This is a genomic window from Nocardioides sp., from assembly GCF_036274455.1.
Lineage (GTDB): Bacteria > Actinomycetota > Actinomycetes > Propionibacteriales > Nocardioidaceae > Nocardioides.
Genome location: NZ_DASUFR010000041.1, coordinates 1 through 17,472, shown reverse-complemented (window position 1 = coordinate 17,472; position 17,472 = coordinate 1). Strand labels below are relative to the sequence as shown.

Genomic DNA, 17,472 nt, shown 5'->3' with positions numbered 1-17,472 from the left:
GCCCCACCACTCAGCCCCACCACTCAGCCCCACCACTCCGAGGCTTCTACCTGTCCAGTCGACGGGGCCGGGCCCCGTCGAGGAGCAGTGCGGCGACCGCCTCGGGATCCTCGTTCATCGCGTTGTGCGCCGTCGGCAGGTCGTGGACCTGCCAGCCGGGATGGGCCTCGAGCCGGGTGCGCAGCTCGGCGAACGGTGTCTGGTCCTCCCACCCCGAGCAGTAGACGAACTCGCGCCGGCGCACGCGGTCGGCCGCGCCGGTGAGCCGGATCGTCTGCAGCACCGAGGCGAGGGGATGGGGACGGCGGCGGGGATCACCGCCGTCCGGTGGCCGGACGGAGTAGCCGGTGGTCGCTGCGTTGGTGATGAACAGGTTGCGGAAGTAGTCGTTGGTCGCCGACCACCACGACTCGCCGTCGCGCGGGACGAACGCGTCGAGGTGCACCAGGCGCGAGACCCGGCCGCCGGCGCGGTCGGCAGCCGCTGCGATCACCATCCCTGCATAGCTGTGGCCGACCAGGGTCACGTCGGTGACGTGAGCGCTGTCGAGCAGGCGGAGTACGTCGTCTGCGTGAGTGTCGAGGTCGGCGGTCGCCACCGTCGCGTCGTCGTCCTCGGCCCCCAGGCCGGTCAAGGTGATGGCGTGCACGGCGTGACCGGCACGCTCCAGCAGCGGGACCACGGCCTCGAACGCCCAACCGCCCTTCCAGGCGCCGGGCACGAGCACGAAGGTTGTCATGCGGCCAGTCTCACTGGCTCGAACCGTGGCGTACTACCGCTAAACTGCCTGTCAATGCCCGTTCGCCGCCAACAACGTCCCGTCCCGGGGTTGACGTCACACGTGTTTCCGTCCGGCGGGCGCCATCTGTGGCCTTCTGGCGAGGCGAGTTCGGTGCAAATGCACGAACGCGGCCACCTGGTCTACGCCGCCAGCGGCGTCCTGGCGGTTCACACCCAGCGCGGCACGTCGATCGTTCCGGCCAACCGGGTCGCGTGGACCCCGGCCGGCTTCACCCACCAGCACCGCGCGCACGGCGACACCGACATGCGGATCGTCTTCCTCGGTCCGTCACTCGCCCGGTTAGTCCCCGACCGCCCCGCCGTGTTCCTCGCCTCCGACCTCGCTCGTGAGGTCCTGCTGGCATTGACCGCACCCCGCAACTATGACGGCGGTGCGGCGGCCTACAGCGAGTCGGCCCGGGCTCGACTCCACCGGGTCCTCGTCGAGGAGCTCCGCGAGGCGCACGAGCAGCCGCTGCACCTTCCCGAGCCGCGCGACGACCGGTTGCAGGCCGTCGCCCGGATCCTCCACGAGTCGCCCGGCACCAACGCGACGCTGGCCGACCTGGGGAGGAGGGTCGGCGCCAGCGACCGCACCCTCAGTCGACTCTTCCGCAGCGAGCTCGGCATGACCTTCTACGAGTGGCGCACGCAGCTACGCATCTACCGCGCGCTCGTGCTGCTCGCCGAGGGTCGAGACGTCACCAACGTCGCCTATACCTGCGGATGGGCCAACCCGAGCAGCTTCATCGCGGCGTTCACCAACGTCATCGGAACGACCCCGGGCCGCCACAGCCACTCGTCCAGCCGGCTCAGGCCGGTGGACCCGTGAGCAGGCTGATGCCCAGCATCGAGGCGCCGGTCTCCGAGCCAGGACGGTGGCTGGACCCGGCGTGGAAGGTGACATAGGTCCCCGCGGGATACCTGTCCGGACCCTCCACCACCTCGCCGCTCAGCACGAAGTACCTCTCCTCGTCCTCGTGGTGGTCCGTGGCGGGCCAGGTCGTGCCAGGGGCGAAGTCGATGAGCCAGCCGCGGGCGTGCTCCGACCGGGTCAGCCGCCGGCGGGTGATGCCCGGCGCCACCTCCTCGGCCGGTACATCGTCGACGTGCACGGTCTCGCGGAGCCGGTCGGTGGGGTTCTCGGACGGGGAGGTAGCCATGCACCGAAGTCTGAGGTCGCTCACGCGGCCGCCCCAGCCGGATGACGGACAGCCGTCAAGGGTTTACTGCCAGATCCGGCGAAGCGGTCGCAATCCGTCCTCGACGTAGCCGGCGATCGACCTCTTGCCGCCGTCGAGGTGCCACTGCTCGAGCGCACCGAAGTAGCCGAAGACCAGGGCGTTGGCGGCCACCCGGGCCTGGACCTCGTCCAGCTTCGTCTTCGCCAGCAGGGGAGCGATGCGTTGGCCGGCGCGGTCGAGCGCCGCGCACACGGCGGTGCGGACCGAGGGCTCCTCGAAGAAGTAGCGGATCCGCCTGGCCGGGTCGGGCCCGCCTCGGACCTCAGCCGTGGGTGCCGACTCGTAACGGAGCACGATCTGCACCAGGCTGCCGACCGGGTCATCGAGGTCGAGCAGCTCGGCCACCGCCTCCTGGCTCATGCTGTCGAACTCGTCTGCGACCAGCAGCCCTTCCTTGGTGCCGAAGAGGCGGTAGACCGTCGACGGGGACACCTCCGCGGCCGCCGCGACCTGTTCGATCGTCACCCCGGAGAAGCCTCGCTCGTCGAAGAGGTCCAGCGCCGTCGCCTGGATCGTGCGCATCGCCTCCGACCGCCACCTGGCACGGAGCCCACCTGCCATGACGGCAGGGTAATGATCCCGCACCTCATAGAGCAAGTGACTCTCTGATTGACTTTGACTTCCAAAATGGTGCAGCCTATAGTCACTGTCTATGAGACAGTCACTATCTGAAAGGATCGATCGCGACAGCGTCGCGCCGCGCCGTTCCTCCTCGAGGGCCGGGGCGGCCATCGGTTCCCTGCTGGGCGCGCTCGGGCTGTCGCTCGCGCTGGCCCTCGCGGCGCTGGTGGACCAGCTCGGTGCGCGCACCCTCATGGACCACGCGACCGACGTCTACGCCTCGCACGGCAAGGAGCCGGGGGCGGGCCTGATGTACGGCCTGGTCTACACCGTGGCAGTCGTGGGCGCGCTGCTCTGGCTGGGCGTTCTCGCGGTGGCATGGTCAGGGCGGCGCGCGGCGTCGTGGGCCGCCGTGGGCTCAACCGTCGTCGTGGGGGCGCTCGCGGTCACCTTGCTGGCGGCCAGTGAGTACGGCGAACAGGTCTACCCGCCGTTCTGGGGGGTCGTCACGATGTTGTCGGCACTGGCCGGTGCCGCGGGGGCCGTGCTGCTGGTGCGGCGATCGCGGTAGCAAGGTCGAACTCGACCGGCGAAGCGGCCCGCCCTCCCCCGACAGGGCGGGCCCCTCGAAACAGCCGCTTGGCGGCCTAGCCGCTGGTCCGCCGTCGCGAGCGGACGCCGACGGTGACGAGCACCACCACGAGCAGCACTGCCCAGATGCTCAGCTCGACGGTGCCGACGCCGCCCAGGAGGCCGACGGCGAACAGCAGGACGACCATCAGGCCGAACGCGGTCAGCAGTCGGACAACCAGCCTCATTCGGGGTCCTCTCATCCGTTGGTGGTCCACGACCACATGCCCGAGTCGTAGACCCTCGAGTCGTTGGACGGGTAGTAGGCGTTGATGCAGCCGTAGTGGGTGATGCAGTTGTCGAAGTGTCCCTGCCGGTAGACCCGCTTGCCGTGCGAGATGGTCTGGTTGAACGCGTTGACGACGCCGCGGTAACGGTACTGGGAGTCCACGTTTGCAACCCGGACCTCCACACTGCTCAACGTCGTCCGACCCTTCGCGAGGTTCCAGCACCAGTGGACCTCGGTGATGAACTTGAACGCGGTGAAGCCGAGCGTCGTGGTGGTCTTGTTGGTCACCGTCAGGGCCCGGCAGCCCGACGCGCTCGGCAGCCCGCCGACGCCGGTGTCGAGGAACGGCCGAGGGCTGCCCTTGATCGTCTGGCGCGTCCCGAGGGGTCGTGGCTCGCCGGTGATCGTGTGGGAGGCGACCACGTGGCCGTCGGCGTCGAGGTCGTCGACCACGATCGTCGTGGTGTAGGTCGCGGGTGGGTCGACGTGCGGGGCTTGTGTCGTCGCGCCGTCCGCCGGCGCCAGGGCGACGGCCGCCAGGGTGACGACGAGGGCGAGCGTGAGGACGGAGCGCCTCAGCAGCTGGTTCATCTGGTCCTTCCTTCGGTTCGTGACGGGTGAGACCAGCTCGCGGCGGTCGGGTCCACGAGGCCCGTGTGCTTGTCCTGCCGCTGCGCGTGGTGCGCAGTCCCGGCGGACACCGAGGGCGCGAACAAGAAATCGACTCCCACCTGGAGGAACCTCGCGATGCGCAAGGCTGCCTCGGCCTCGAGGGTGTCGACCTCTCCGCGCAGGATGCGGCCCAGATAGGCGTGCGACCGGTAGCCGGCCGCCCGCGCGAGTCGCCGCTGCGAGACCTCCCTGACCACCATGAGGGTGCGGAGGCCCTTGAGGTTGTGAACACGCATGACTGCTCCCGAGATGGCACTCTTTGATCACGGTGACCGTACGGCGTCACTGTACGTAATGTCCAGCATCAGTTGACGTCATGTGCATGAATGGTGCCCAGGCGGGGGGACAGGCGAGCCGACGACCTCGGGAGCGCCCGCGATGACCAGCGAAAACGGCAGGGCCAGATGGGGATACTTTGGTGCCCAGTCGGGGAATGGTCCGGCGTGTCGTGTTCCACGGGAGATGGAGGTCGGATGGGTCAGCTGTGGGACCAGGTCCAGGCCTACATCGACCGGCACGGCACCTCCGAGCGCCAGCTGGCCAAGCGGCTCGGCTACTCGTCCTCGGGGGTCTTCGCCAACTGGCGCGAGCCGCGCCAGCTCCCGAGTGCACAGGCGCTCGCCCGGTTCGCGAACCTGTCCGGTACGCCGTACCAGCGGGTCCTCGACGCGGTCCTGACCGACGCCGGCTACCTGCCCGAGCCGGGGATCACGGCCGACGCGATCCAGCTGCGGCGTACGCCGTCCGGCCGCCGAACCAGGGGCCAGCTCGGCCGGGACGAGGTGTAGGTCGCAGTTCGGGGCGGCCTGTGGACAACTGGGCCCGACCTGTCGGCGCGCCGACCTAGCGTCGCGGTATGCGTCCTCGGGAGCCGCCCGGAGCCAGCCGCGTCCACGACCCGTGGCGCCGGTTCGCCGAGCTGACCGACTGGACCCTCCGCTGGGCCGAGCTGCCGCCGGGGGTGATGGGCTCGACCTGCCACCGGACCCGGACGGTGACCCTCGCGCTCGGGATGAGCCAGGCCGAGCGTCGCTGCACGATCGCGCACGAGACCAAGCACGTCGAGCGCGGCCCCGTGGCGGCACAGGAGACCCGGCGCGAAGAGCTCCTCATCGACCGGGCGGTGGCCCGGCTGTTGATCCCCGACACGGGAGAGCTGGTCGATGCGCTGTCGTGGGCGGGCGGCCACCTCGAGACGGCTGCCGACGCCCTGTGGGTCGACGACTACCTCCTCCAGGTCAGGCTCGGAGCCCTGACCGACGCCGAGCGGGGCTATGCCCGCCGGCGGCTGGCGTACGGTCCGTCCTGACGTGTCTTCGCAGGTCAGCAAAGGTGACGCATGATCCCTCCGGGCCATGCACCCCTGCCATGTGAACCACCCGGCACCCCGGGTGCGAACCCGGAGGGGCCATGGTTCTGCCTGCCCCTGCCCTGCAAGGCTCCACCCGTGAACGGCTCCGAGGGGCTGGTGATCGTGCTCGTCGTGGTGGCCGGCGGATCACTGGTGGTCTACGCGATCGTCAAGCTGACCAACCGCTGGTGATCGCGGGCCCCGATGCGCTCAGCTCGCCGTCGTACGGTGGGACGGATGCAGGGCTCCAGCCGTCGCCGCGCGTACTTCGCGCTCATGGGCGGCTGTCTGCTGCTGATCCTGCTCGCGTGGAACGTGGTGCGGCTGTGGTCGACCACCGCGGCGGTGGTGATGAGCGTGGTCGCCGCGGTGATACCGCCGGTCGCCGCGATCGTGGGCAACCTCGGCTCCCTCGACGAGAGCCAGCAGCCGAGCGGTGACGAGCAGCACCCGCCCCGGGTCTAGAACCCGTTGGCGAGACCCCAGGCGACGGCCTGGGCGCGCCGCGCGACGCCGATCTTCTGGTAGATCTGCCGGACGTAGGTCTTGACCGAGTTGACGCTGACGAAGAGCCGCTCGGCGATCTCGAGGTTGCTCAAGCCGTGGCAGATCAGCTCGAGCACCTCTGTCTCGCGCGCGCTCAGGCCGGCCCGGCCGATCGGGGTGGTGACCAGCTCGGCCGCCGGAGCGACGGTCTCCCCGCGCCACACCGCCTCGACCGCGGCGACGAGGTCGGCCGAGCTCGTGCTCTTCGAGAGGAAACCGCAGGCCCCTGCGGCCAGCGACCGGCGGGCGCTCGACGGGCTGCTGCTCCACGTGAAGACCAGGATGGGGGCCGCGGTCAGCGCCGCGATCACCGCGAGGTAGTCCTCGATCTGCACCCCCCGGCCGACCGGGTCGCAGAGCAGCACGTCGACGTCGATGCCCTCCAGCCCGCCGTCGGGGGCGATCGTGACGACCTCAGCACGGGGCGGCCCGGAGCGGGCCAGCATGTGGTCCACCCCGCAGACAATGAGCTCGGGCTCGTCGTAGACGCCGACGGCGAGGGGCGACGTATTTCCCCGAGAATGTGCCGCCTTATTCATGATGAAGTGAATGTAGGCGCAGTTCAGCGGTGGCTCCCCAGGAAAGCCTCACCCGCAGGGGTGATTCTGTGGCTGGCGCAGGTCGGTCCTCACCCCAAAGGATGAGTCACTGCTCTCCGGCGATCAGGTACCTCCCGTCCTCGTAGGCCAGCTTCAGCCGAACGTCCTCGACCGTCGTGCCACCCGGCCGGACGTACCGATAGCGATAGCTGACCTCGAGCGCGTCGGGGTCGGCGGAGATGGAGATGATCTTCGCGTTGCGGACCTCGCCCCAGAAGCCTTCGTAGCCCTGGAAGCCGTGGCTCGCCTGCTGGTAGTCGGGAGTGAGCATCTGGAAGGCCGACGCCGGGTCGGAGACCGCCGTGTCGATGTAGTCACGGATGAACGACGTCATCCCGTCCGCGGTCGGGCCTGCCGAGGCTGAGCTCGGGGGGCTGCTCGTCCCGTCCGTGCTCGCCGACGGACCGCGCGGGCCGCTGGACCCGTTGCCGCTCCCGCCGTCGTGCAGACCGATGGCGAAGGCGATCACCATCGCGACGACCACGACCACCGCGGCACCGGCGACGAGCGGCCAGGGCCGGCGGGACGACTCGGGGTCCCCTCCCGCGTGCGGCCCGGCTGGCGGTGTGGGAGGTGCGGGAGGCGCGGTCGTGGTCGGCGACGCGGGCAGGACCTGCGTGCTCCCGACGTCGTCGTAGGACCGGGTGCGGACGGGGTCGCCGAACCCGATGTCGGCCAGTCCGCCCATCACCGCGACGTCGGGGTGCTGCGCTCCCGGTCCGCGCTCGAGGAACTCGTGGACCCGCGTCATCGGCCACCGCTGACCGGCGTCTCGCGTCATCGTGGCCGTGAGCACCGGCGCCAGCCAGCCGGCCGCGGCCGTCCGGGGTGGCTCCTCGTGCACGATGCGGTAGAGCCCACCGATCAGATTGTCGCCGATCTGGTACGGCGGCCGGCCCTCCAGCGCGTGGAACAGCGTCGCGCCCCACGACCAGACGTCGCTGGCCTGGGTGGCCTGCTGGCCCGACGCCACCTCGGGGGAGAGGTAGGCCGGTGAGCCGGTGACCAGGCCGGTCTGGGTCAGGGTCGGGTCGGCGTCGGTCCGGGCGATGCCGAAGTCGGAGAGCTTCACCTGCCCGTCGGGAGCGACCAGGATGTTGGAGGGCTTCACGTCCCGGTGCACGATGCCGGCGCCGTGTGCGGCGGCGAGGGCGCTCGCGACCTGGGTCAGGATGTGGGCCGACTCGTCGGGCCCGAGCCGGCCGCGGGTGCGGATCAGCTCCGCGAGGTCGGTGCCCTCGACGTACTCCATCACGAGCCACTGTTGGCTCAGTCCGCCGGCGACCTCCTCGACGAGGTCGAAGACCGCCACCACGTTGGCGTGGTTGAGCTTGGCTGCGAGCTTCGCCTCCCGCTCGGCGCGGATCGCGTCCGGGGTGATGCCGCCGGGCGCCGCACCGATCCGCTTGAGGGCGACGGTGCGTCCGAGGACGTCGTCGCGACCGCGCCACACGGCGCCCATGCCGCCGCGGCCGATCTCGACCTCGAGCGTGTACCTGCCTGCGATCTGCGTCATCCCACTCCGCGTCCCTGCGTCCTCTCGCAGCCCTCCACACTACGGAGTACCCGCATTGCCGGTTCGCTCCGGCAGTGGCCGATGGGCGAGGATTGAGACCGTGCCCACAGATCCACACCTGCTCGACGACCTCGAGTGGCGCGGCCTCGTCGCGCACTCGACGGACCGCGACGCGTTGCGCGAGGTCCTGACGGCGGGGAGCGTCCGCTTCTACGTGGGCTTCGACCCGACCGCACCGAGCCTGCACATGGGCAACCTGGTGCAGATCGTGACCGCGATGCGGCTGCAGCGCGCGGGTCACACGCCCTACGTCCTCGTGGGCGGGGCCACCGGGATGATCGGCGACCCGAAGGAGTCCGGTGAGCGGGTCCTCCACTCCGCCGAGACCGTCAAGGACTGGGTGGAGCGGGTGCGCCGCCAGATCGAGCCGTTCCTCACCTTCGAGGGCGAGAACGCCGCCACGATGGTCAACAACCTCGACTGGACCGAGAACCTCTCGACCATCGACTTCCTCCGCGACATCGGCAAGCACTTCCCGGTCAACCGGATGCTCGCCCGCGACGTGGTGCGGAGCCGGCTCGAGGCCGGCATCAGTTACACGGAGTTCTCCTACGTCCTGCTGCAGTCGATGGACTTCCTCAACCTCTACCGCGAGCACGGGGTGGTGCTGCAGTTCGGCGGCTCCGACCAGTGGGGAAACCTCACCGGCGGCGTCGAGCTGATCCGCCGTGCCGACGGAGGTCACGCGCACGCGTTCGCGACGCCCCTGATCACCAAGGCCGACGGCACGAAGTACGGCAAGACGGAGGGCGGCGCGCTCTGGCTCGACCCGGAGATGATGTCCCCCTACGCCTTCTACCAGTTCTGGCTCAACCAGGGCGACGCCGAGGTGGGTGGGCTGCTCCGGGTGTTCACCTTCCTCTCGCGGGAGGAGATCGAGGCACTCGAGGCCGAGCATTCCGAGAAGCCGTTCCTCCGCGCGGCCCAGCGACGGCTGGCCGCCGAGGTGACCTCGCTCGTGCATGGCGCCGACGAGACGCGCCGGATCGAGGAGGCCTCGGCGGCGCTGTTCGGCGGCGAGCCGCTGGGCGACGTCGATGCCGGGGTGCTCGTCCATGCGCTGGAGACCGCTCGTCCGCTGGTGGCCGGTGCTGCGGGGAAGACCCTCACCGACCTGTTCGTCGAGTCCGGGCTGGTGCAGAGCCGCAGCGAGGCCCGCCGGGCGTTCGCCGAGGGTGGCGCCTACCTCAACAACGAGCGGGTCGACGACCCCGACTACGTGCCGACCGACGCCGACTTCCTCGGCGGCCGGGTCCTCGTGCTGCGGCGGGGGAAGAAGAACTTCGCCGGTGTGAGCCCGGGGCAGCCCGCCCCGTAGGCTTGACCACCGTGCCCGAGAACCGCCGTCCCCAGCGCTCCGCCGGCAAGACGCCCTCCACCAAGCGCGGGTCGAAGGCGGTGCCGAAGCGACCGGCCAAGGGCGCTGGCAAGGGCGCTGGCAAGGGCGCTGGCAATGGCGCCGGCAATGGCGCCGGCACGGGTGCGGCGAAAGGTGCTCGCAGCGGGGCTCCCCAGCGAGCCGGGCGGCCGCAGGACCGGCGTGGGGCCCCCCCGGGCGCGACCCGGAAGCGTCCCGAGCAGCCGGCGCGCTCCAAGGAGCAGGCGGAGTACGACGGTCCGGACCTCCCCGATGGCATCACCGGCGCCGAGCTCGACCGCTCGGTGAGCGCACAGCTCAAGGGGCTGCCCGAGAAGCTGGCCGCCAGGGTCGCCCGCCACCTGGCCGCGGCCGGGCTGTTCATCGACCAGGACCCCGAGCTGGCCTACCGGCACGCGCTGGCCGCGAGGGCCCGGGCCCCCCGGCTCGCCGTGGTGCGCGAGGCCGCGGGCGAGGCGGCGTACGCCGCGGGCCACTATGCCGAGGCGCTGGCCGACCTGCGGGCGGCCAAGCGGATGAACGGCGCGACGGCCTACCTCCCGATCATGGCCGACTGCCACCGCGCGCTGGGCCAGCCCGACCAGGCCCTGAAGCTGGCCCGGAGCCCGTCGGTCGCGTCGTTCCCGCCGGCGCTGAAGGCCGAGATGACGATCGTCGAGGCGGGAGCCCGTCGCGACCTGGGCCAGGTCGACGCCGCGCTGCGCGTCCTCGAGCAGGCTCCGCTCACCTCGAAGTCGCGCGACCCGTGGGTGGTGCGGCTGCGCTACGCCTACGCCGACGCGCTCGAGGAGGCTGGCCGCACCGAAGACGCACTGGCGTGGTTCCACCGCGCCCACGCGATCGATGCCGAGGAGTTCACCGACTCGGCGGAGCGCGCCGCCGCCCTCGAGAAGTCGGCCGGGCGCCACTAGCGCGCCAGGATGGTGACCTGCGACGGGGCGCCGGCGTCCTGGGTGGCCCACTGCAGCCCGTCGCGGTAGACGACCCGGACGCGGTCGATCGCGACCACGCCGGGTGCAGTGCCCGCCACCTCGAGGACGACCTCGTCGCCGGCCTTCATCGTCGCGCCCTCGGTCGCGCCGAACTCTCGGCAGAAGGTCTCCGGTGTCGTGGTCGCGCTCACCGACCCGCCGTGGCACAGGTGCGGCACGATGCTGACGTCGGTGGTCGAGCTCGCGAACACCCTGACCCCTGAGACGTGCAGGGTGCGGTCGAAGTCTGCCGGGGTGCCGAAGACGCCGAGGTACACCGGCTCTCCGACCGGCGTCTCGGCCTGCACGCGGGTGGTGGTCGTGGGGAGGGCCTTCGGGTGAGTGCTGACCCACGCCAGCACCGCGAGCACCGCCAGCAGCAGCCCGACGTACGCCGTGATCCGCCAGCCGCGACGAGAAGGCGCCACCGAGAGCCGGCCCCCCTCCGGCGGTCGTGGGGTGAGCGACGTCATGTGCGGCAGGCTAGGACGCGGTGGCCGACGGGGTCATTGACGGTCCTCGTGACTTCGGGGTCTACTGCTGGGACCTTCACGCCCATCTCGGACGGCGTGCCTCCGGAAGGAGTCATCGTGCTGCGCTTCTCGGGGGCAGGCGTGAGTGACGTCGGCCGGGTGCGCACGCACAACGAGGACTCCGGGTTCGTCGGCCCCTACGCCGCGATCGTCGCCGACGGAGTCGGTGGGGCGGCCGCTGGTGAGATCGCGTCCGCGACCGCGGCCTACGCCGCGAGCGCGGTCGCCCTGGCCCGGTTCGGCGACCCGCCCGAGCTGGTGCTGGCCGACGCCCACGCCGCGGCCGCCGCCGGGGTGCGGATGGGCGTGCAGCAGGACCTCGACCGGCTGGGCATGGCCACGACGCTCACGATGGTGGTGACCGATGGCCGCAGCGTCGCACTCGGACATGTCGGCGACTCCCGCGGCTACCTGTTCCGCGACGGCGACCTGTGGCAGATCACCCGGGACCACACCTACGTCCAGCACCTCGTCGACGCCGGCGGGCTGACCCCGGACGACCGGGCCTCGCACCCGTGGCGCAACGTGGTCCTGCGCTCGGTCGACGGCGACCCCGAGGGCGGCGGCATGGACGTCGTCCGCCTCGACGCCCGGGTCGGGGACCGGCTGCTGCTGGCCAGCGACGGCCTCACCGACCTGGTCCCCGATGACCGAATCGCAGAGGCGCTGGCCGGCGAGGACTGCGACGACGCCGTGGCCACGCTGACCCGGCTCGCGCTCGAGGCCGGGGGCCGCGACAACATCACGGTCATCGCGGTCGAGCTGGTCGACGGACCGCGGGTGGTCGGCGACGGTCGGCTGCTCGGCGCGCTGTTCGACCCGGCCAACGTGGTCGACCCCACGATGGTGCACCTGCCTCGCGTGTCCTGAGTCGCCCGTCACAGCCGGGTCGACGACAACCGCCGCTCTGGGAGACTTCGACCGTGCACGACATCGCACGGCCGGCGCTCGAAGGGACCGTCGCGGTCCGCGACGGCCGCCGGCTCAGCTTCGCGGAGTACGGCTCGCCGCGGGGCGCGGCGATCGTGTGGATGCATGGCACCCCGGGGGCCCGCCGCCAGATCCCGGTCGAGGCGCGGGCGTACGCCGAGACCCACGGCCTGCGCATCATCGGGGTGGACCGGCCGGGGATCGGGTGGTCCAGCCCGTGGCTCTACGACCGGGTCGGTGACTGGACCGGCGACCTCGAGCTCCTGCTGGACGCGCTGGGCATCGACACCTGCCGGCTGGTCGGCCTCTCCGGCGGCGGCCCCTACGCGCTGGCCGCCGGCGCCAACCTGCCCGAACGGGTGCACGGGGTGGGCGTCCTCGGTGGCGTCGTACCGACCCGCGGCCCGGACGCCGTCGACGGCGGAGCGATTGCGCTCGCGGTCCGGCTGGCCCCGCTGCTGCAGGTCGGCCGGGTGCCGCTGGGCGTGGTCCTCACCCAGGGGATCCGGCTGGTCCGGCCGCTGGCCGGGCGCGCGCTCGACCTCTACGCCGCGGCGCAGCCGCCCGGGGACAAGAACCTCCTCTCGCGGCCGGAGTTCAAGGCGATGTTCCTCGACGACCTGCTCAACGGGAGCAGGCTCCAGACCTCGGCGCCGCTCAACGACCTGCTGCTGTTCACCCGCCATTGGGGCTTCACCGCCGCCGACGTCTCGGTCCCGGTGCGGTGGTGGCACGGCGACGAGGACCACATCGTGCCGCACCGCCACGGACAGCACTTCGTGGCCCGGCTGCCCGACGCGACTCTCACGACGATCGACGGAGAGAGCCACCTCGGTGGCCTCGGGATCGCCGAGGAGGTCATCTCCACACTGATGGAGCTCGGCCCGCGCCGGTCGCGCCGGCCGCGCTCGCGGCCCGGTTCGTGAGGGGCCGCGTCGTGAGGGACTAGTCACCGAGGACCGATCGGTCAGGCTTCCCGGTTTAACCGGAACGGGCGCGGGGCGCGACCCTACGCTCAGGTGGTGACTGACGTCCACGGGGCCTTGACGCGTCAGGCCGAGCTCCTCGATGCACTTCTCACGCCGGATCCGCCACCGCGGCGCCGGTGGCCCTACGTCGTGGTCGCGCTCGCCGTCGTCGCGGCCGCGTCGGCGGTCGTGGGGGTCGCGCACTACCGCTCCGGTCCGTCCGGGCCTCCGCACCCCTCGACCTGGGACCCGCGGGTGCAGAAGTACGTCGACTTCGTCGAGAAGAAGCGCGGGCTGACCTTCAAGCACCCGGTGTACGTCGACTTCCTGTCCGATGCCGCGTTCGAGAAGCAGGTGACGGCCGACCGCGACGAGCTCAGCGACGACGACCTCGAGAAGCTCGACCAGTACGCCGGCACGCTGCGCGCGCTCGGTCTCGTCGATGGTGACGTCGACCTGTTCGACGAGCAGAACGAGCTGCGCGGCACGGGGGTCATCGGGTTCTACTCCTACGACGACGAGCGGCTCCGCATCCGAGGGACCGAGATCACCCCGGCAGTCGAGTCGACGATCGTGCACGAGCTGACCCACGCCGTGCAGGACCAGAACCTCGACCTCGGCCAGCGCTTCGCCGAGCTGGACAGGTCCGACGACGCGAACGCCTCGTCGGCCGCCCAGGGCTTCGGCGCGCTGGTCGAGGGCGACGCCCGGCGGATCGAGGGACTCTGGCGGGACCAGCTCTCCGGGAGTGAGCGGGCCGCGCTCGACAAGGAGCAGAAGAAGGGGCAGAAGGGTTTCGAGAAACGCGCCAAGAACATCCCCGAGGTGTTGGTGACCATGATGGCTGCGCCGTATGACCTCGGGCAGGCACTGCTCGCCGTGGCCGTGCAGCAGGGTGGTGACGGTGCGGTCGACGGCCTCTTCCGCTCGCCGCCCAGGACCGACGAGCAGCAGCTCGACCCCTGGACGATGCTGGCCGACCACCAGGGCGTGCTGACCGTGCCGGAGCCGGAGGTGCCCAGCGGCGCCAAGGCGTTCGACGAAGGCTCCTTCGGCGCCATCTCCTGGCTGATGGTGCTCTCCGAGCGGCTGCCCGCCGCGCAGGCGCTGACCGCCGTCGACGGGTGGGGAGGCGACTCCTACGCGGCGTACCAGCAGGATGGCGTCAGCTGCGTGAGCGTCGGCTACCGCGGCGACACCCCGGCGGACCTCGCCCAGATGAACAGCGCGCTCAGGACGTGGGTGGCCAAGGGACCGAAGAAGTCGGCCGGCGTGTCCAAGCAGGACCAGACCCTGGTCTTCCACTCCTGCGACCCGGGGAAGGGCGCGCCCAAGGTCGCGTCGGGCAGGTCGCAGGGCGCGCTGAGGCTCGCTCTGACCCGCACCTACCTGTCGCTCCAGCTGCTCAAGGCCGGCCTCGATGTCGGGGTCGCCCGCTGCGGTGCGGACCGGCTGGTGCACGAGCTCACACCGGCCCAGCTCAACGGCCGGCACCTCGACAAGCAGACGCTGCTGCGGGCGATCCAGCCCTGCCGCAAGGACCGATGAGCGGCCGCCGCGACGAAACTCATCCAGACCGCTGCTGGTGTACACCCGTCCCATACGTCACAATGGCCGCACAACTACACCGCTGTCGTTCGTACGGCGTTCCACATCCCGAGGCGAGCCCGCTGGGGAAGGCGCAGCTCGCGCCGAGGGATGAAGGAGACACCGATGTACGGACCCCGCATGATGCTCGGCCCCGAGGTCAAGAGCCCCACTCGTGGTGTGCTCTTCGTCCACTCGGCGCCCTCAGCGCTGTGCCCCCACATCGAGTGGGCGGTCGGCGGCGTGCTCGGCTCGGCCGTCAACCCCGCCTGGATCCCGCAGCCCGCGCAGTCGGGCACCTACCGCACCGAGCTGTCCTGGAGCGGTGAGAGCGGCTCGGCGGCGGCCATCGCCTCGGCTCTGCGCGGGTGGAACCACCTCCGCTTCGAGGTGACCGAGGAGCCGACGTCCTCCACCGAGGGGTCGCGCTACTCCTACACCCCTGAGCTCGGCGTCTTCCACGCCGTGACCGGCCTGCACGGCGACATCATGATCCCCGAGGACCGGCTCAAGGCCGCGGTGGTCAAGGCCGCGCTCGGCGACACCACGCTCCTCACCGAGATCGACAAGCTGCTCGGCAAGCCCTGGGACGACGAGCTCGAGCCCTTCCGTCACGCCGGTGAGGGCGCCCCGGTCCGCTGGCTCCACCAGGTCGTCTAGACGGTCCCCACCCGCCGAGTCGGCGTCAGCGGTGGTGCGGGCGGCGGAGGCGGTAGTGGTCGGTGGCAGTCCGGCCCTCGACGATGTGGCCGGCGCCGTCGTCGACGGAGACCTTGGCCTCGATCTGGAACCTGCCGTAGCGGGCCGTGGGCCGGCACAGCTTGTAGCTCCCGGTGCCGGAGTCGGGGTCGTAGCCGTCGAGGAAGGCCGCCCCGGCGACGTTCTTGAAGCCGGGGCCGATGATGAAGACCTCGAGGGCCCAGACCCCCTCGGGCGGGGTGACCGTATAGCTGAAGGTGTAGGTGTGGCAGCCCCGCCTGAGGATCCCCGGCGTCCCGGTCACCGAGCCCCACTCGGGGTGCATGGGTACCCCGGCGAGCGGGTCGGGCCGGGGCTTCGTGGGCGCAGGCGCGGAGGCTGCGGGCGCCGGCCCCGAGCCGAGCGTGAACACCAGCGCTGCGGCGGTGACGCCGAGGACGCTTCGGAGCACGACTTCCTCCCTGTGACGACCGTCTCAGGGTCCAACGAGACCCTCGGAGGGCGGTTACGTCACAGCGGGATGTTGCCGTGCTGTCCCTTGCGCACGCCCACGGTCTGCACCGCCTCGTCGATGGCTCGCGCGATCGCCGAACGGGTCCGGACCGGCTCGATGACCTCGTCGACCACACCGATCTCGACCGCGCGGTCCACGCCGCCGGCGATCCGCTCGTGCTCGGCGGCGAGGTCGGCCTCCACCTTCGGCCGGATGTCGGGGGAGACCTCCAGGAGCTTGCGGCGGTGCAGGATCCGGATCGCGGCGACCGCGCCCATCACCGCGACCTCCGCGCCCGGCCACGCGAACACCTTGGTGGCGCCGAGCGAGCGGGCGTTCATCGCGATGTAGGCGCCGCCGTAGGTCTTCCGCGTCACCAGCGTCACCCGGGGCACGACGCTCTCGCTGAACGCGTGCAGCAGCTTGGCGCCGCGGCGTACCACGCCGTCCCACTCCTGGCCGACGCCGGGAAGGTAGCCGGGCACGTCGACCAGCACCAGCAGCGGCACCCCGAACGCGTCGCACATGCGCACGAACCGGGCCGCCTTCTCCGCCGACAGCGAGTCCAGGCAGCCACCGAGCCGCAGCGGGTTGTTCGCGATCACGCCGACCGTGCGGCCGCCGAGCCGGCCGAGGGTGGTGACGATGTTGGGCGCCCACTTGGCGTGCAGCTCCTGCGTGGTGCCCTCGTCGAGGATCGCCTCCACCAGCGGGTGCACGTCGTAGGCGCGCTTCTTCGACTCCGGCAGCATCTGCGACAGGTCGACGTCGCGCACGGCGTCCACGTCCAGGGTCGACTGGGCGCCCAGCAGGGTCGCCACGACCCGGGCCCGCTCCAGAGCCTCCCGCTCGCTCTCGGTGAGGATGTGCACCACACCGGAGCGGCGGCCGTGCGGCTCGGGCCCGCCCAGCCGCAGCATGTCGACGTCCTCACCGGTCACCGAGCGCACCACGTCCGGGCCGGTCACGAAGATCCGGCCGTCCGGCCCGAGGATCACGACGTCGGTCAGCGCGGGGCCGTACGCCGCGCCGCCGGCGGCCGGGCCGAGCACCACCGAGATCTGCGGGATCTTGCCGGACGCCTGCGTCATCGCGTGGAAGATCTGTCCCACCGCGTCGAGGGAGGCGACCCCTTCGGCGAGGCGGGCGCCGCCGGAGTGCCACAGCCCGATGATCGGCGCCTGGTCGGTCATGGCCCGCTCGTAGGCGTGCACGACGACCTTGCAGCCGACCTCGCCCATCGCTCCGCCCATCACCGTGGCGTCCGAGCAGTACGCGACGGCGTGGGTGCCGTTCACCTTGCCGACCGCGGCCAGCATGCCGCTTCCGTCGTCCTCGGTGATGAGCTCGAGGGTGCCCTCGTCGAACAGCGCGGTGAGCCGGTAGTTCGGGTTCCGCGGGTCCTCCTCGCGGGGCAGCTTCGCCGGCTTGGCGGGGGCGGTGGCTGTGCTCATGGATGCTCCTGGTGGGTTGCGGTGCTGCGCCGGGGTCGCCGCGTCAGACGCTGCGGAAGGCGATGGCGACGTTGTGGCCGCCGAAGCCGAAGGAGTTGTTCAGGGCGGCGATCGGCCCGTCCCGCAGCTCGCGCTTCTCGGTGGCGATGTCGAGCCCGACGTCCTCGGGGTCCTCGAGGTTGATCGTCGGCGGCACGACCCGGTGGTGCAGGGCGAGGACGGTGGCCATCGACTCCAGCGCCCCGGCCGCCCCGAGCAGGTGGCCGGTCAT

General features: G+C 71.3%; 21 protein-coding genes and 1 pseudogene. 11 read left to right on the top strand and 11 right to left on the bottom strand.

Going from position 1 to position 17,472, the window contains the following annotated elements:
* Window positions 1–46 precede the first annotated feature (46 nt).
* Window positions 47–739: an alpha/beta hydrolase family protein gene (locus VFV89_RS03955; protein ID WP_329704599.1), complete on the bottom strand. Its 693-nt coding sequence runs from the start codon at window positions 737–739 to the stop codon at window positions 47–49.
* 159 nt (window positions 740–898) lie between these two features.
* Between VFV89_RS03955 and VFV89_RS03950 the strand changes: the two genes are divergently transcribed.
* Complete coding sequence (locus VFV89_RS03950) at window positions 899–1,612, top strand: helix-turn-helix transcriptional regulator (protein WP_329704601.1); 714 nt, start codon at window positions 899–901, stop codon at window positions 1,610–1,612.
* On the opposite strand, the gene VFV89_RS03945 is transcribed toward VFV89_RS03950, so the two are convergent.
* Both VFV89_RS03945 and VFV89_RS03940 read right to left on the bottom strand, forming a co-directional pair.
* Window positions 1,593–1,943, bottom strand: coding sequence for a cupin domain-containing protein (locus VFV89_RS03945; RefSeq protein WP_329704598.1), 351 nt, complete (start codon window positions 1,941–1,943; stop codon window positions 1,593–1,595). The genes VFV89_RS03950 and VFV89_RS03945 overlap by 20 nt on opposite strands.
* A 63-nt stretch (window positions 1,944–2,006) precedes the next feature.
* Window positions 2,007–2,585 (bottom strand): TetR/AcrR family transcriptional regulator, encoded by a 579-nt coding sequence (locus VFV89_RS03940; protein ID WP_329704597.1) that lies wholly within the window; start codon window positions 2,583–2,585, stop codon window positions 2,007–2,009.
* 91 nt (window positions 2,586–2,676) lie between these two features.
* Between VFV89_RS03940 and VFV89_RS03935 the strand changes: the two genes are divergently transcribed.
* On the top strand, window positions 2,677–3,156 hold the full coding sequence (locus tag VFV89_RS03935) for a hypothetical protein (protein WP_329704596.1): 480 nt from the start codon (window positions 2,677–2,679) through the stop codon (window positions 3,154–3,156).
* 76 nt (window positions 3,157–3,232) lie between these two features.
* On the opposite strand, the gene VFV89_RS03930 is transcribed toward VFV89_RS03935, so the two are convergent.
* Both VFV89_RS03930 and VFV89_RS03925 read right to left on the bottom strand, forming a co-directional pair.
* A complete protein-coding gene (locus VFV89_RS03930) occupies window positions 3,233–3,403 on the bottom strand; it encodes a hypothetical protein (RefSeq protein WP_329704595.1) in 171 nt (56 codons plus the stop codon).
* Window positions 3,404–3,414: 11 nt separating this feature from the next.
* The gene (locus VFV89_RS03925) at window positions 3,415–4,035 is read right to left on the bottom strand and encodes a hypothetical protein (RefSeq protein WP_329704594.1); all 621 of its coding nucleotides are present in this window, start codon (window positions 4,033–4,035) and stop codon (window positions 3,415–3,417) included.
* 554 nt (window positions 4,036–4,589) lie between these two features.
* Between VFV89_RS03925 and VFV89_RS03920 the strand changes: the two genes are divergently transcribed.
* The 3 genes from VFV89_RS03920 to VFV89_RS03910 all read left to right on the top strand — a co-directional run bounded on the left by VFV89_RS03920 (window position 4,590) and on the right by VFV89_RS03910 (window position 5,932).
* Window positions 4,590–4,904, top strand: a complete 315-nt coding sequence (locus VFV89_RS03920) for a hypothetical protein (RefSeq protein ID WP_329704593.1) — start codon at window positions 4,590–4,592, stop codon at window positions 4,902–4,904.
* A 68-nt stretch (window positions 4,905–4,972) separates the two neighbouring features.
* Window positions 4,973–5,425 (top strand): hypothetical protein, encoded by a 453-nt coding sequence (locus tag VFV89_RS03915; protein WP_329704592.1) that lies wholly within the window; start codon window positions 4,973–4,975, stop codon window positions 5,423–5,425.
* A gap of 279 nt (window positions 5,426–5,704) precedes the next feature.
* Window positions 5,705–5,932 (top strand): hypothetical protein, encoded by a 228-nt coding sequence (locus tag VFV89_RS03910; RefSeq protein ID WP_329704591.1) that lies wholly within the window; start codon window positions 5,705–5,707, stop codon window positions 5,930–5,932.
* Here the strand turns inward: VFV89_RS03910 and VFV89_RS03905 are convergent.
* Window positions 5,929–6,552: a response regulator transcription factor gene (locus VFV89_RS03905; protein WP_329704590.1), complete on the bottom strand. Its 624-nt coding sequence runs from the start codon at window positions 6,550–6,552 to the stop codon at window positions 5,929–5,931. The genes VFV89_RS03910 and VFV89_RS03905 overlap by 4 nt on opposite strands.
* A 106-nt stretch (window positions 6,553–6,658) precedes the next feature.
* Window positions 6,659–8,128 (bottom strand): serine/threonine-protein kinase, encoded by a 1,470-nt coding sequence (locus VFV89_RS03900; protein ID WP_329704589.1) that lies wholly within the window; start codon window positions 8,126–8,128, stop codon window positions 6,659–6,661.
* A gap of 100 nt (window positions 8,129–8,228) precedes the next feature.
* On the opposite strand from VFV89_RS03900, the gene tyrS reads away from it, so the two are divergent.
* Window positions 8,229–9,506, top strand: coding sequence for a tyrosine--tRNA ligase (gene tyrS / locus VFV89_RS03895; protein ID WP_329704588.1), 1,278 nt, complete (start codon window positions 8,229–8,231; stop codon window positions 9,504–9,506).
* Between the two features lie 11 nt (window positions 9,507–9,517).
* Window positions 9,518–10,477, top strand: coding sequence for a tetratricopeptide repeat protein (locus VFV89_RS03890; protein ID WP_329704587.1), 960 nt, complete (start codon window positions 9,518–9,520; stop codon window positions 10,475–10,477).
* Here VFV89_RS03890 and VFV89_RS03885 read toward each other — a convergent pair.
* The gene (locus VFV89_RS03885) at window positions 10,474–11,010 is read right to left on the bottom strand and encodes a hypothetical protein (RefSeq protein WP_329704586.1); all 537 of its coding nucleotides are present in this window, start codon (window positions 11,008–11,010) and stop codon (window positions 10,474–10,476) included. The two genes, VFV89_RS03890 and VFV89_RS03885, sit on opposite strands and share 4 nt — an antisense overlap.
* Window positions 11,011–11,127: 117 nt before the next feature.
* On the opposite strand from VFV89_RS03885, the gene VFV89_RS03880 reads away from it, so the two are divergent.
* The 4 genes from VFV89_RS03880 to VFV89_RS03865 all read left to right on the top strand — a co-directional run bounded on the left by VFV89_RS03880 (window position 11,128) and on the right by VFV89_RS03865 (window position 15,215).
* Window positions 11,128–11,940: a PP2C family protein-serine/threonine phosphatase gene (locus VFV89_RS03880; protein WP_329704585.1), complete on the top strand. Its 813-nt coding sequence runs from the start codon at window positions 11,128–11,130 to the stop codon at window positions 11,938–11,940.
* 53 nt (window positions 11,941–11,993) lie between these two features.
* Complete coding sequence (locus tag VFV89_RS03875; RefSeq protein ID WP_329704584.1) at window positions 11,994–12,926, top strand: alpha/beta hydrolase; 933 nt, start codon at window positions 11,994–11,996, stop codon at window positions 12,924–12,926.
* A gap of 96 nt (window positions 12,927–13,022) precedes the next feature.
* Window positions 13,023–14,516 (top strand): hypothetical protein, encoded by a 1,494-nt coding sequence (locus VFV89_RS03870; RefSeq protein ID WP_329704583.1) that lies wholly within the window; start codon window positions 13,023–13,025, stop codon window positions 14,514–14,516.
* A gap of 183 nt (window positions 14,517–14,699) precedes the next feature.
* Window positions 14,700–15,215: a DUF3145 domain-containing protein gene (locus VFV89_RS03865; RefSeq protein ID WP_329704600.1), complete on the top strand. Its 516-nt coding sequence runs from the start codon at window positions 14,700–14,702 to the stop codon at window positions 15,213–15,215.
* Between the two features lie 25 nt (window positions 15,216–15,240).
* Here the strand turns inward: VFV89_RS03865 and VFV89_RS03860 are convergent, their stop codons facing one another.
* From VFV89_RS03860 to VFV89_RS03850, 3 genes and pseudogenes are all read right to left on the bottom strand, one after another.
* Window positions 15,241–15,705, bottom strand: a complete 465-nt coding sequence (locus VFV89_RS03860; protein ID WP_329704582.1) for a hypothetical protein — start codon at window positions 15,703–15,705, stop codon at window positions 15,241–15,243.
* 59 nt (window positions 15,706–15,764) lie between these two features.
* Window positions 15,765–17,201, bottom strand: coding sequence for an acyl-CoA carboxylase subunit beta (locus VFV89_RS03855; RefSeq protein ID WP_329704581.1), 1,437 nt, complete (start codon window positions 17,199–17,201; stop codon window positions 15,765–15,767).
* 43 nt (window positions 17,202–17,244) lie between these two features.
* Window positions 17,245–17,472 (bottom strand): annotated as a pseudogene (locus VFV89_RS03850) (beta-ketoacyl-ACP synthase); the annotation flags it as partial.

What these genes read in the sequence shown, in the direction of transcription:
- VFV89_RS03935 (WP_329704596.1), top strand. Translation starts at nt 2,677, where the DNA reads ATGAGACAGTCACTATCTGAAAGGATCGATCGCGACAGCGTCGCGCCG.
- VFV89_RS03900 (WP_329704589.1), bottom strand. Translation starts at nt 8,128, where the DNA reads ATGACGCAGATCGCAGGCAGGTACACGCTCGAGGTCGAGATCGGCCGC.
- VFV89_RS03950 (WP_329704601.1), top strand. Translation starts at nt 899, where the DNA reads ATGCACGAACGCGGCCACCTGGTCTACGCCGCCAGCGGCGTCCTGGCG.
- VFV89_RS03955 (WP_329704599.1), bottom strand. Translation starts at nt 739, where the DNA reads ATGACAACCTTCGTGCTCGTGCCCGGCGCCTGGAAGGGCGGTTGGGCG.
- VFV89_RS03905 (WP_329704590.1), bottom strand. Translation starts at nt 6,552, where the DNA reads ATGAATAAGGCGGCACATTCTCGGGGAAATACGTCGCCCCTCGCCGTC.
- VFV89_RS03865 (WP_329704600.1), top strand. Translation starts at nt 14,700, where the DNA reads ATGCTCGGCCCCGAGGTCAAGAGCCCCACTCGTGGTGTGCTCTTCGTC.
- VFV89_RS03920 (WP_329704593.1), top strand. Translation starts at nt 4,590, where the DNA reads ATGGGTCAGCTGTGGGACCAGGTCCAGGCCTACATCGACCGGCACGGC.
- VFV89_RS03885 (WP_329704586.1), bottom strand. Translation starts at nt 11,010, where the DNA reads ATGACGTCGCTCACCCCACGACCGCCGGAGGGGGGCCGGCTCTCGGTG.
- VFV89_RS03930 (WP_329704595.1), bottom strand. Translation starts at nt 3,403, where the DNA reads ATGAGGCTGGTTGTCCGACTGCTGACCGCGTTCGGCCTGATGGTCGTC.
- VFV89_RS03855 (WP_329704581.1), bottom strand. Translation starts at nt 17,201, where the DNA reads ATGAGCACAGCCACCGCCCCCGCCAAGCCGGCGAAGCTGCCCCGCGAG.
- VFV89_RS03945 (WP_329704598.1), bottom strand. Translation starts at nt 1,943, where the DNA reads ATGGCTACCTCCCCGTCCGAGAACCCCACCGACCGGCTCCGCGAGACC.
- VFV89_RS03910 (WP_329704591.1), top strand. Translation starts at nt 5,705, where the DNA reads ATGCAGGGCTCCAGCCGTCGCCGCGCGTACTTCGCGCTCATGGGCGGC.
- VFV89_RS03915 (WP_329704592.1), top strand. Translation starts at nt 4,973, where the DNA reads ATGCGTCCTCGGGAGCCGCCCGGAGCCAGCCGCGTCCACGACCCGTGG.
- VFV89_RS03940 (WP_329704597.1), bottom strand. Translation starts at nt 2,585, where the DNA reads ATGGCAGGTGGGCTCCGTGCCAGGTGGCGGTCGGAGGCGATGCGCACG.
- VFV89_RS03925 (WP_329704594.1), bottom strand. Translation starts at nt 4,035, where the DNA reads ATGAACCAGCTGCTGAGGCGCTCCGTCCTCACGCTCGCCCTCGTCGTC.